This window comes from Psychrobacter sp. 1Y11, from assembly GCF_052259045.1.
Classification (GTDB): Bacteria; Pseudomonadota; Gammaproteobacteria; order Pseudomonadales; family Moraxellaceae; genus Psychrobacter.
In genome coordinates this window covers 237,567-250,452 of record NZ_JBQQER010000003.1, presented here as the reverse complement: position 1 = coordinate 250,452, position 12,886 = coordinate 237,567, and the positions used below count along the sequence as shown (strand labels likewise).

The following is a 12,886-nucleotide window of genomic DNA, read 5'->3' as shown; positions in this document are numbered from 1 at the left end:
GCTTCTATAATACCCACAAGCTTAAGAGCAGTTCTGCACAAATCATTACCTCGTAGTATTAGTTATAATCCTTCGTTTTAATATTTATCGTCAGTAGCTATTTGCAAGCGTTACCGGTCAATGAGACCACCAATAAATTAAAAAGTAGGATTATCAACATGTCAGACGTTCAAAAAGGTACAGTTAAGTGGTTCAACGAAGCTAAAGGCTTTGGTTTTATCGCTCCAGAAAACGGCGCAGACGTTTTTGCTCATTACAGCGAAATCTCTGGTTCTGGTTTCAAAACTTTGGCTGAAGGCCAAGAAGTTGAGTTTACTGTAACTCAAGGCCAAAAAGGCCCACAAGCACATAACATCGTTGCTATCTAAGTTGTCTTTTTAATGACAAATGATTAGATAAATAGATGTAAAAAAACGAGCCTAAGGGTTCGTTTTTTTTTGTCTACGATTTGGATTTAAGCGTTTAATTAACCTTTAAACTTGTTCTCACAGGGTGAGGTTAGTGCAGTGTAACCCGCCGATAGTAACAGACATTAAAAAACCTACGCTAAGATCATGCATCGCGTAGGTTGCTCTGTGTTTTTATTTATGCTGCTTATAAATATTAAATAAAGCTAATACCTATATTGATTAGGCCACCGCCAAGGATCAACCAGCCAAACATAATAGCGCCTAAGATAAGCGGTTTGGAGCCAGCCTGCTTGATCGCACTTAGATGAGTGGTTAGTCCTAGCGCGAACATTGCCATAGTCAGCAAAACATCATCGAGCAGGATCATTCTACTCTCAAAACTCTCTGACATAGTTAACCAAGTATGCATCAACACAATTAAGATAAAAATAAAAGCGAACCAAGGCACTTTGACTTGTTTAACTCGGCTCATGACCGACAGTTTCTCGCCCTCGCCATTACCGCTTTTGGTTAGCGCAAACGACAAAATCAGTAAAAATGGCGCTAGCATCATCACGCGAATCATCTTAGTCACTACCGCCGTATCGCCAACCTCTGCGCTGATGGCGTTACCAGCGACGACCACTTGCGCGACCTCGTGAATGGTAGATCCAGTGTAGACGCCATAGTCTTGCGGGCTGAGCCAGACTTGTAACCAGCCTAGATGATAAAGAAAGGGATATAGTAGCATGGCAAGAGTGCCGAACACTACGACAGTTGCCACCGCGATAGTGACTTTGTGCGCTTCTGCTTTGATGACAGGCTCAGCGGCGATAACTGCCGCCGCCCCGCAAATACTCGCACCAGAACCAATGAGCAAAGTCGTTTCTTTATCGACTTTTAACAGCTTAGTACCGATCCAATAGGTTAATAAAAAGGTAGAAGTCAGCACTAAAGCATCACTCAATACTGCAGGCATCCCGACGCCAGCCACTTCTGTCAAGGTCAACTTAAAGCCATAAAACATAATAGCCAAACGTAGAATCTGAGCTTTAGCAAAGCCAACTCCAGCGCTCAGACTGGCTGCAAACTTGGGATAAATGGTGTTGCCCAAAACCATGCCAAGTAAAATCGCCAGCGTTAACGAAGATAAGCCTATAATGCGCCCTTGACTCCAGATGTCCAAACGAGTATTTAGCCATAAGCAAAATAAGCTACCGATGAGCACGACGATCAGCCCTGCTAGATGGCGAGTCCGAGGCATATAATCAGTTATGGCTTGTACGAAAGAGGGCATACTCATATCCTAACGGGCGTTTTTTGCTCATTGACTGCTGTTGTTAAGACTATTTGAAGGCGTTGCCATCATACTTACTTATAGTCTTAATAAGCATTAGCTTATGTGTAGATATTATAAGCAAAGCTCGTATATAATAAAAACAGATTGATAAGATAGGAGCTATCGATTTTTTAGGTAAGTGGGTATCTATAAGCTTGATTGTATCTGTCTAGCAATGGCTTACTCGTTATAGGATGTTTATTTTAATGGAAAAATCTAGCCAGACACTGCCAAAGATTACCCTAAAACAGCTTTCGGTCTTTGTCAGTATCTATCAGACGGGGAGCACTAGCCGTGCCAGCGAGCAGCTGCATTTATCACAGTCAGCGGTCAGTAGTGCCTTGGCCGCGCTAGAAGAGCGCTTGCAAATGCCGTTATTTGAGCGCGTAGGCCGTAGCCTCAATCCTCATAGCAATGCCCAAGCAGTTTACGTGCAAGCACAGGCTATATTAGGGCAGGCGCTTACTCTTGAGCATTACCATAAGCATCAAGCGGGTCAGCTGCATATTGGCGCGAGCACCACTATCGGTAATTATGTTTTGCCCGAGCTAGTGGCTAAGGTATATGAGGCGCTGCCCAAAGCCAGTATCGAGCTGTATATCGCTAATACGCGCGAGGTCGTTAGCGAAGTCGAGCAACTCAATATCGATATTGCCCTTGTAGAAGGTATGCCAAGACCTAGTGATAGCAAGGTGTTAGAGCAACGCGCTTGGCGTACTGACACTTTGATGGTGTTTTCTAAGTGTCATAGTCGATGGTTGAGAGGGATAAGTGATTATAACGAAGCGGGCGGGTATTATGAGCTGACAACCGAACAGCTTTCAAAGCTGCCCCTGCTAGTGAGAGAAGCAGGCTCAGGCACTCGGCAAATTATTGATGAGCAATTACTACAGCATCTGCCCGGTGCTGAGGTGATTCGCGCAGTCGCGCAGTCAGAAGCCATAAAAAACATGGTCAATGCCGATATCGGATTGGGCTGTCTCTCGCAGCACGTCATTGAAAAAGAGCTTGCCGAGAAAAGCTTAGTACCTGTCAAAATTCAGGGAGTAGATCTAACACGGACGTGGTGGCTAGTTTGGCACAAAGCTCGGCATCAAAGTCCAATTTGGCAGACCTTTATTGATATTATTCAATGAATGAAGCGCTATGCAGTCTCTGCACAGCACTTTTGAGTAATATAGTCGATTCTAAATAAAATAGAGATATAGTTTTTCAACGCGGAACTGGTATAGATTTTACTGGCGTGCTGTGCCTACGCATATAGAGGCTGCATAAAATTCATCCCAGTCCCGCTGTATCGTTTTTATAATGAACTGACTATAGCTTATATAATTTTTAAGCAGATAGAATATTAAAGCGGTAGCTAGTCTGGTTTATCGAGTCTAACGACTAAGCTGTCGCAGGGCACGTTTGGTAGGATGTTATCAGCGGTGGCTCCGCTTAGCCAAGCAACGATACCGTGACGCTCATGGCGACCGATAACTAACAGATCGACTTCGTGTTTATGACAATAATTGACAATGCCTTCGCTGTTAGAGATAGCGGTAGTCACTTGCGAGTTGACAACATTTAGCTCATTGCGATCCAAAAACTGCGCTAGCTTTGCGCGCGCCTCTTGGCAACGTTCATCATCGATCTCATCATATAGGCTGGACGCTGGCACCAGCTCATAACCGAAGCCGACCATCGTATCTTTGACAATGTGTAGCACTGATAACTTAGAGTTTGGGCGGTTAGCCACGATATGCTTGGCTTTTTGGGCGACGATATCAGCATCTGGCAAAAGATCGGTGACTAATAAAATATGTTGATAGCTCATAGTGTCTTCCTCGTGTCATATACTATTTACTATAGCACTACTGATAGCCGCTGTTAAGTAGCGCTCATAGCTATTTGCTGCATATGATAGGGGATGTTGACCGAGTCGTGTTCGCCGTATTAACCCATGTTTACCGTAATGACCTTAGCTATTTTGCTACTGGTTCGTCAAGCTTGACTACTAAGCTATCACAAGGCGCATTGGGCAAGATATTATCGGCGGTGGCCCCAACTAACCAAGCTGCGATACCGCGGCGCTCATGGCGTCCAATAATTAGCAAGTCAACGTCCTTTTTATGGCAGTAATTGACGATACCTTTATCGTTGGAGATCGCGGCTGTCACTTCAGAGTTGACCGCATGTAGCTCATTACGCTCAAGAAATTGTACCAGCTTCGCTCTAGCTTCTTGCCAGTGCTCACCATCTTTTTCGCCAGATAAGCTAGAGGCTGGTACCAGCTCATAACCGAAGCGCACCATGTCATCTTCAACGATATGTAATACCGATAATTTGGCTCCAGGAGAGCCTGCAAGCACGCGTTTCGCTCTTTGGGCGACGATGTCGGCATCTGATAGTAAGTCTGTGACTAATAAGATATGTTGATAACCCATAACTCACTCCTTTGTTGACGTTGCTTTAATTCATAGTAGCAGTAGTGCTGAGCTTTGTTAAGTAAAATCCATAATATAATTGTGGTTATAAAGAAAGCTATACGCCTAAAGTTCATGAGCGCGAGTCGAGTAGTGATAGTTATCGCTTGTAGCTTGACTTATCAAACCACTAGCCCCATCTAGCAGCAACGATACTTTTTAGAAAACTCATCAGTAAAAGCACTAACTATTTAAAGAACGAACTAAAGAACAAAATAATAGCCCACAAGGATCTTTATGACTGATACATTTACCGCAGATCTTACTTTGCATCCTGAATTTGCGCTTATCGAACATCGCCACATCGAAGCGCTCTCTATCGATGTACTCATCAGCCAGCACGTCAAAACCGGCGCTATGCATTATCATTTGGCGCACCCTAGTGACGAAAATGCGTTTTTGGTGGGCTTTCGTACGCAGCCGATGGACTCCAAAGGTGAGGCGCATGTGTTAGAGCATGTTGCGCTGTGTGGCTCTGAGAAGTTCCCAGTGCGTGATCCTTTTTTCTCTATGATTAAGCGCTCGTTAAACACCTTTATGAATGCAATGACGGCAGCCGATTGGACCGCATATCCTTATGCAACACAAAACAAAAACGATTATTTTAATTTATTAGAAGTCTATCTTGATGCCGCTTTTTTTCCGAATATTCATCCGCTTGATTTTGCGCAAGAAGGCATTCGTGTTGAGTTAGATAGTGAAGACAAACCTCAATTTAAAGGTATTGTATTTAATGAGATGAAAGGAGCAATGAGCGGCGAGATTGATCAGCTCTATCATACGGTCGCGCATCACCTATTCCCGACGACGACTTATCATTATAACTCTGGTGGTGATCCTGCTGATATTCCTGATTTGACCCATACTGAGCTGGTGGAGTTTCATCAAAGCCATTATCATCCCTCGAATAGCGTCATCATGAGCTTTGGTAATATTCCCGTTAGCGAAACGCAAGCGCGAATTCATAACGATGCGTTAACTCAGTTCGCAGCGGGAAAAAAACACGTCTCGCGTCCAGAAGTACGCCTATCGGCTCCGATTAGCGCGATCGATACTTATACCGCTGATGAAGCGGGTCCAAATCAAACCCATCATGTCATCGCTTGGTTGTTACCCTCGATTACTGATCCCAAGCAGCGCTTGGCTTTGCGCTTGCTAGAAGGGGTGCTGATCGAGCACGCCGGCTCGCCACTACGGGCTTATCTAGATAGTCATCCACTAGGCACGTCACCAAGTCCGCTACTAGGCCTTGACGATAGCCATTATGAAATGGTGTTCTATACCGGACTGCGCGGCTCTGAACCTGAACATGCTGAGGCGGTCGAGCAAGGTGTTATGGACTTACTCACCGATGTCGCAAGCAAAGCTATCGAGAGCGAGACTATCGAGACGATATTGCATCAGATCGAGATTGATCAGCGTCATATCGGCGGCGATAGTATGCCTTATGGCCTAAACTTGATGTTAGAAGGCTTTAGCACCGTCATTCACGATGGCAATCCTATCGACGTGTGGGAGGTTGATGAGCATCTGGCGTGGTTACGCGAACAAGTGAAAGATGAGCAGTGGTTGCCCAATCTGATTAAGACGCATCTACTCGAAAATAACCACCGAGTGCGCGTGACTTTGGTTCCTGATAGTGAAAAATCAGCGCGCCTAGCTGCCGCTGAGCAAGTGCGCCTTGATACTATCGCGATGGATTTGACCGAAGATGATAAGGCAATCCTTGAGAAGCAAGCGCTAGATCTAGCGGCGCGTCAAGCTGCGCCTGACGATTTGAGCTTATTACCCAAAGTGGGCTTAGAGGATGTGCCAACAGATATTAGCTTTAAGCATGGCAAGCAAAAGCAGATCACGTTAAGCGGGCAAGACAGTACGCTATTTGAATACGAAGCGGGGACCAATGGCTTGTACTATTATCAAGTGATTGTGCCGCTGACCGATGCTATCAATGGCAAAAGTGCTGAAGAGCTGCCGGTTAATGAGGTGATCAATCATCCGCTACTGCCTATCTACTTAAGCTTACTCTCAGAGCTTGGCACAGATCAGCTAGACGCTTATGAGATGCAAGCCAAGCAAGCGGCGCACTCATCCGGCGTGACCGCGCGTATCAGCCAACGTACCGCTATCGATGATAGCCACGCGATTAGCAGCTATTTTGTGGTGGCGACCCGAGCACTGAACCGGAAGACTGAAGCGATAGAGTTGCTAAAAGAAGTGATGCAGCATAGTGTCTTCGATGAGCACGCGCGTATCAAAGAGATTTTGCAGCAGCGTCAAGCCAGTTGGCAGTCGCGCCTCGGTAGTGCTGGCCATGCTTACGCTCTACAAACCGCTAGCCGCGCGATGAGCCGTCAAGCGCAGCTTGAGTATGTGCGTAGCGGTTTGCCGGCGCTTAATGCCTTAAAGGACTTCTTGGGTCATGCTAGTAGTGACGAGACAAAATGGGATCAGCTTGCTACTAGCTTGATGGCGCTACATCAGCGTCTACTCAGCTTGCCAAAGCACGCGGTTATCATCTGTGAAGCCGAGCAAACCGAGCGCTTAAGCGACTTGATTGTGGATAGCTGGCAGGACGGTAAGTCATCAATAGCTAATGCTAAGCTGATAGAAGATAATATCCCAAGCGAGTTCACTCAGCTTGAATTAGATCCAACGTTAAGCGGTGAGTCAGATGCAGTCAAAGCGCTTGAGAGTGATCCTATCGCCGAAGACTTAGCTTGGCTAGTCGCCACGAACGTCTATCACAACGCTAGCGCTTATAGCGTACCTGCTGCTGATCACCCAGATACGGCAGCCCTAATGGTACTAGCGCCATATCTACGCAATGGCTATTTGCACAGCGCCATTCGTGAGCGCGGCGGCGCTTATGGCGGCGGCGCAGGTTATGATGCCAATGCTTGTGCCTTTAAATTCTTCAGCTACCGTGATCCGCACTGCGCTGAGACTTTTGCGCACTTTGAGGCCAGTATTGAGTGGTTACTTAATGAGCCACAAAGTGCTGAGCAGTTAGAAGAAGCAATACTCGGCATCATATCTGGTATGGATAAGCCCGGCTCTCCGGCAGGCGAGGCGATAAAGGCTTGCTTTGCCAATCTGCATAATCGCGGCGAGGACTGGCAGCGTAAGATGCGAGCCGCTATCTTGGCAGTGACTATTGAAGATATACAGCGCGTTGCCAAGCAATACTTGCAAGGCCAAAAGCACGTGCGTGCGGTGCTAGCGCCTTATGATAAAGAGGAAGCTGTAAAAGATCTGGGCTTTAAGGTCTGTAAAATCAACAGCTAACCGATACTGAGGTTTTAAGATAAGAAAAGCCAAGCATAGTGCTTGGCTTTTTTGCGTGAAGAAATAAGCTATTATGTTTAAATTTTAATACCGCTTAATACTTTTGTCTTTAGCAATCTGATCTTGATGAATCGGAAAGCTCTCGCGCTTATCGAACCGTTTACGATCAGCGAAGTAGTTGTTTAGTGTGCGTCTGACCGCTTCAAAGGCGATCTCATCCCACGGGATATCTTCTTCTTTAAAAAGAGAGCTATCTAAGCTCTCAGAGCCAATACCATAAGCGCCGTCCTTTAGATCGTTTAAGTAAATCACGTATATCTGACCGATATCAGGAATGTCATAGAGGCAATAAAGCTGAGGGTTAATGACTACCGCATCCGCTTCCTCAAAGCTTTCGCGCGCCGCGCCTTCTGCCATAGTCTCACCGTTTTCCATAAAGCCTGCTGGCAACGTCCAAAGGCCATATTGTGGCTCGATAGCACGGCGACATAAGAGCACTTTGTCTTCATAAATTACTAACGATCCACAGATGACTTTAGGGTTTTCATAGTGAATGTAGTTGCAATTAGGACAGACTAAGCGCGGCATATTATCCGTAGGAGGAATTTTGCGTTCGGCTTCATGACCGCACTGGAGACAATATTGCATAACAGCTGCCTTATTTAATTTAAAATCTAGAGAAGTTTAGCTTTCGAATATTTAGAGCTTAAGCTTAGATAGCTCTAAGATAGCATAGTTTTTAGTTTTAGCAGGGAGCGATATCATAATGCTCTCATTCTAGAATAAAAAAACACCATATAAACGGTAATGCAGGAGCAGGTGTTAGTTATTGATGCGATATACGACAAGCTGTATAGGCGGTGTATGAGTTATAGACAACTTAAGGGACAGGGCAGCTAAATTGGCCTACGCAGTCATCAACACCATATGACTGACATGCTAAGATGATCCTTTATATAGGCTACTGATGACGAAAATAGGCAGTAACAATGACAGTAATCCATGATTTTGAAAGCTTCGATGAGCTAGCAGTAGCGCGGCCTGCTTTTATTCGTCATCCTAGGCTCAGACAGTTGGCGGAGCGTGTACAACAACAAACGCTACAGATGTTATCTGAGACGCCACCTAATTCTTTAGTTAGCGCATCCCCTTTTACTCTCTACGACAAAAATTATAACAACCGAGTGTTACAAAGCCTATATCAGACTCCTATCGCTGATGCGTCTGTACTCGTAGCGATTACTCGTGAGCGCCGGCCTAAGCTGCTACTGACGCGCCGCGCGGCGCACATGAAAAGTCATGCAGGAGAGGTCTCATGTGCGGGGGGTAAGTATGAGCTGAGTGATGGTAATAACGTAGTCACCGCGCTGCGTGAAGCTTGCGAGGAGACCGCGCTGCCGCCCAATAAAGTTCAGCTCATCGGCCAACTGCCTATCCAGACCTCAAAAAGTGGGATGAGTGTCCGTCCTATCGTAGCGCTTATTGCGCCAGACCTACCATTAGTACCTGAGGTCGGTGAGATATCTCGTATCTTTTGGGCGGACTTTGAGACGCTCATCACTCAGCCGACTACGGAGTATGCAATAGAATATACGATGCTTGAGCAGACGGCAACGATACTTACCCCAAGCTGGGAGGTCGATGGTGAGACCGTTTGGGGCCTGACGGGCAAGGTTATTGCCAACTTACTAGAGACCGGATTCGATCGCCAGCTTGAGTGGTATTACCGTCTAAAAGATTCAGGGATAGAGTTAGACCGCTAACCAAGCGCTCTAATCCAAAGTCATTTTTAACAGACGCCAACTATGACTCTTTATAATAGCCGTCGTTTTTCTTCAGCCACCAGTTCATATTATCTTGGCGCTTAGCGCGGAACTGTTCAAGCTTCGCAGCCATAGTGCTATTATGCTGGCGTGCAGTATCGAGAGCAAAAAGAATCGGCACTGAGGATAATACGCCGAAACGAATTCTCGATTTGGGCAGTCCTAGCCCATCGCCAATATCGTCACCGACTAAAGTGCGAGTGACACTAGCATTGACCATCTCTACAAAGCGCCCGCGGCGATTGTCCTCGCCCATGAGCTGACGCGGTAAGTCGTGCAGCGCTTTAGCTAACGGTTGACCCATCTTAAAGTCAAGCTGCTGAATAGATAGGTAGGTATAAAGCCACTCCCAACACGCCGCTTCAGTCTGCGGTAAACGCTTTAAGTCTACTCCCATCCAGTAGCTGGCTAGATTCCATAAATGTAAGATACCTTCAGCTTCCTCGCTACTGATACGTGCTCCTAACAAGCGCAGGCCGCGCATGATCAGTAAAGAGAATTGCAAATGAGTAGCAATCATATCGGTCTGATTGATTGGTAGACCCCAATAGTCGCTATTCCAGCTGCCATCAGGGTTATGATGCTGAGCGCTCGCGCTAATCACCCCATCCGCTGCGGTAAGTTTGCCGGTTAACAGTTTTTGTCGCACTAAGGTATGGATTTGCCGCACCTTAATAGACTGACGCCAGCCCTCAGAGCCAATCGCTAACACTTGTGAGAGGGGTGCTTTGTTGTTAGAAAAGTCGTTTAGGTGTGGATGCTCAGAGACGGCTAGAATATAAGCATAAGTACGCATCAAACGCGGCAGCGCATCGTGCATCAAAGCCCCAGTCTGAATCAGCGGTAAAGACAGCGCTGGAATGCTATAGCCTGCCATTAGCGCCACATTACGCAGCAACCAAATAAGCATGAGCGGATAACGGCGATAGGCGACAGCGCCAATCTCTGCTAGCTTTGGATCGAACCAATCAGGATGAGCGCTAAATTGCTCAGTCATAGCTACAAAACCAGGATGAGAGCGAATATTGCCCTCTATACTATCGTTATCAAATAGCTTATGATTTGTCTGAGCATCGCCAGTATTTGCTTGCAAGATGAGCTGCTGTAAAGGCTTGGCAAAGCGGATATTATCAGCAGCCAGTTGATCTGCTAAGGGGTCACCAATGTCGTAACCCTCGACAATCTCAGCCAATAACTTCAGGTCAATCTCAAAACCTTTGGGTAATAAATAACGCTTAATGCGCTTGAGTACTTGCAGATCACTATGGTCATCAATAGCAGTGCTACGACCATGATGCTGATAGCCGTCTGTTTTCATGTCGTTATAGTGAGCCATATTTGCAGCACCGTTTCGATAGGGATTCATAGCTTTATTATAGCATTGAGGTTGCCACTCACAAGATGGGGTCCGCCTCATAAAGCGCCTACAGCAGCTAGTTTGAATGTTCTGAGCCCGGACGACATAACGAGTGAATCGTGGTTAGTAGGGATCAATATGGTCTAAGCGATTGAGTCGTCTCTCAGTGCGGCTTATTTGGCGTTCGAGCCTTCGAAGCTCATTCGGCAGAGATAGCAAATAGCGACGTGCTTCTTTTTCGTCTTCAAAATCGAGCATTTGACCATCGCGCAGCTTGATATACTCTGCCTCGTACTTATCTAGCAGCTCCTTATCATCGCTAAGCTGTTTTTTCAAACGGTAATACTCGCGGCCTTGTTGGTTGGCTTTTTGCAGAGTACGGCTTATTTTGGCGGGGCACACGCTATTTAATTCAAGACCACGTAGACCGATATTATAAGCGTTACTCACAGTGCAGTATTTTTCTAGTCCTAATTGGCGGCCGCGCTCCCAGGATTCAAAGTCCACGGCGACATCCGCCTTAGCGCAAGCCTTTGAATGCGCGGCAAGCCTATTAGCAGAGTAGCCTGCCACACCGTCATTGTAGCCGATAGCTTGCCAGTTACCGACCACGCATTCTTCCACTGATAACGTCGCGCAGCTTGAGAGCAACGTAACGCTACTAACAACGATAAAGATTAGCTTGGTAAGCCGCATAGTAAGCTCTCTTTTATCCGCTTTATTTAATAAATGCTAAGTCTTTAGGTCTGATATATCTGCCTATTCAAAGTGATTATTAGTCCCCGTATTAATGACGAGTCAAGTCCACAGAAGTGCTACTAATATTATCCTTTAGAGTCGCTTTGAGCATGAGATAACCGGCGATACCAGAGACGATAGAACCCATGATAATACCTAAGCGCTCATCGAATAATGGCGAGCCACCACCGAATGCTAGGCCGCCAATAAATAAGCTCATGGTAAAACCAACACCGCATAACAGCGCGGCGCCATAAATTTGCTGGAAGTTCATACCGCTTGGCATTTTTGAAATACCAAGTTTGAAGATCAGCCAACAAGCGAGCATAACGCCAACTTGCTTGCCGATAAATAGGCCTGCAGCAATACCGAGTGGTACAGAATGGAATAACTCAGCAAACCCTGCGCCTTTAAGTGAGATACCAGAGTTGGCAAAAGCGAACAGCGGTAGAATACCATAAGACACGGTATTTTGTAGATCGTGTTCAAGCTCTTCAAGCGGGGAGTGCTCAGGATCAGTGCGATCAAACATCGGAATAAATAATGCTAATACCACCCCGGCTAAAGTGGCATGAATACCAGATTTTAGTACCGCTATCCACATGATTACACCAACGAGGATATAAGGGGTGATAGTAGTCACATTGCGGCGGTTAAGAATATATAGAACAGGTAGACAAAGCGCCGCGAAGCCTAAAGAGCCAAGCGATAATTCATTGGTATAAAATAAAGCAATAATTAAAATAGCGCCAATATCATCAAAAATAGCAATCGATACTAAGAACACCTTTAGAGAGTTAGGGACTCGGTTGCCAAGCAGGCTTAAGATACCGAGGGCAAAGGCAATATCCGTAGCCGCCGGAATCGCCCATCCTTTCCAGTACTCTGGATTATTTAGATTGAATAAAATGTACACGATGGCCGGAAAAATCATACCACCGATAGCGGCACCGGCCGGCAGGATGATTTGTTTGACGTTAGAGAGCTCACCGATAAGTACTTCGCGTTTGAGCTCAAGACCGACCAAAAAGAAGAAAATCGCCATCAAACCATCATTAATCCAATGATGGGCATCTTTGGCGATTGCAAAGCTACCTATTTGGATGGCTACTGGCGCATGAATAAAGGATTCGTACCAAGTGCTAAGAGGACTATTGGCAATAATCATCGCTACGATAGCTGCTAACGCTAATACAATGCCGCCTGACGCCTCGAGCTCAAGAAACGCTTTAAATCTTTTTACTGCCATATCATCCTCATATGTTCAATGAATACTGTCAACTTAAGTAGCTCTACTTATATTTTATAAGGTGACAAATAGTTTGCTTTAGTTTCTCACAAATCTCTCAATATAAAAAATTTAATGCATTAAATGTCACTATAAGACAATACAAATGAGCAAAAATTTTTTGATTTCTAGGGTCAATTACTTAAAGTTAGAATGGTTTGTTATTTTTATCATAAAAAATATTGGTCAACCCCTA

The 12,886-nt window shown here is 45.7% G+C and carries 11 protein-coding genes; 4 read left to right on the top strand and 7 right to left on the bottom strand.

The annotated features are described in order from the left end of the window. Positions 1 to 158 precede the first annotated feature (158 nt). On the top strand, positions 159 to 368 hold the full coding sequence (gene cspE, locus ACTXGJ_RS04205; RefSeq protein ID WP_025644841.1) for a transcription antiterminator/RNA stability regulator CspE: 210 nt from the start codon (positions 159 to 161) through the stop codon (positions 366 to 368). A gap of 235 nt (positions 369 to 603) precedes the next feature. Here cspE and ACTXGJ_RS04200 read toward each other — a convergent pair whose 3' ends face one another. Continuing rightward, on the bottom strand, positions 604 to 1,686 hold the full coding sequence (locus tag ACTXGJ_RS04200) for a YeiH family protein (protein WP_439241800.1): 1,083 nt from the start codon (positions 1,684 to 1,686) through the stop codon (positions 604 to 606). A gap of 248 nt (positions 1,687 to 1,934) precedes the next feature. Between ACTXGJ_RS04200 and ACTXGJ_RS04195 the strand changes: the two genes are divergently transcribed. Beyond that, the gene (locus ACTXGJ_RS04195) at positions 1,935 to 2,864 is read left to right on the top strand and encodes a LysR substrate-binding domain-containing protein (RefSeq protein ID WP_443565215.1); all 930 of its coding nucleotides are present in this window, start codon (positions 1,935 to 1,937) and stop codon (positions 2,862 to 2,864) included. Between the two features lie 227 nt (positions 2,865 to 3,091). On the opposite strand, the gene ACTXGJ_RS04190 is transcribed toward ACTXGJ_RS04195, so the two are convergent. Beyond that, complete coding sequence (locus ACTXGJ_RS04190) at positions 3,092 to 3,547, bottom strand: universal stress protein (protein WP_439241795.1); 456 nt, start codon at positions 3,545 to 3,547, stop codon at positions 3,092 to 3,094. 148 nt (positions 3,548 to 3,695) lie between these two features. Next, positions 3,696 to 4,157, bottom strand: a complete 462-nt coding sequence (locus tag ACTXGJ_RS04185) for a universal stress protein (protein ID WP_443565213.1) — start codon at positions 4,155 to 4,157, stop codon at positions 3,696 to 3,698. Positions 4,158 to 4,433: 276 nt separating this feature from the next. Between ACTXGJ_RS04185 and ACTXGJ_RS04180 the strand changes: the two genes are divergently transcribed. Beyond that, a complete protein-coding gene (locus ACTXGJ_RS04180) occupies positions 4,434 to 7,484 on the top strand; it encodes an insulinase family protein (RefSeq protein ID WP_443565211.1) in 3,051 nt (1,016 codons plus the stop codon). 84 nt (positions 7,485 to 7,568) lie between these two features. Here ACTXGJ_RS04180 and ACTXGJ_RS04175 read toward each other — a convergent pair whose 3' ends face one another. Then, a complete protein-coding gene (locus tag ACTXGJ_RS04175; RefSeq protein WP_439241788.1) occupies positions 7,569 to 8,132 on the bottom strand; it encodes an NUDIX hydrolase in 564 nt (187 codons plus the stop codon). 341 nt (positions 8,133 to 8,473) lie between these two features. On the opposite strand from ACTXGJ_RS04175, the gene ACTXGJ_RS04170 reads away from it, so the two are divergent. Continuing rightward, positions 8,474 to 9,247: an NUDIX hydrolase gene (locus tag ACTXGJ_RS04170; RefSeq protein ID WP_443565210.1), complete on the top strand. Its 774-nt coding sequence runs from the start codon at positions 8,474 to 8,476 to the stop codon at positions 9,245 to 9,247. Positions 9,248 to 9,287: 40 nt separating this feature from the next. On the opposite strand, the gene ACTXGJ_RS04165 is transcribed toward ACTXGJ_RS04170, so the two are convergent. The 3 genes from ACTXGJ_RS04165 to nhaA all read right to left on the bottom strand — a co-directional run bounded on the left by ACTXGJ_RS04165 (position 9,288) and on the right by nhaA (position 12,651). Then, a complete protein-coding gene (locus ACTXGJ_RS04165) occupies positions 9,288 to 10,643 on the bottom strand; it encodes an oxygenase MpaB family protein (RefSeq protein WP_439241783.1) in 1,356 nt (451 codons plus the stop codon). 144 nt (positions 10,644 to 10,787) lie between these two features. Beyond that, a complete protein-coding gene (locus tag ACTXGJ_RS04160; RefSeq protein ID WP_439241780.1) occupies positions 10,788 to 11,360 on the bottom strand; it encodes a DUF2799 domain-containing protein in 573 nt (190 codons plus the stop codon). 91 nt (positions 11,361 to 11,451) lie between these two features. After that, entirely contained in the window at positions 11,452 to 12,651 is a 1,200-nt protein-coding gene (gene nhaA, locus ACTXGJ_RS04155; protein WP_439241778.1) for a Na+/H+ antiporter NhaA, read from the bottom strand. Between the last annotated feature and the right edge of the window lie 235 nt (positions 12,652 to 12,886).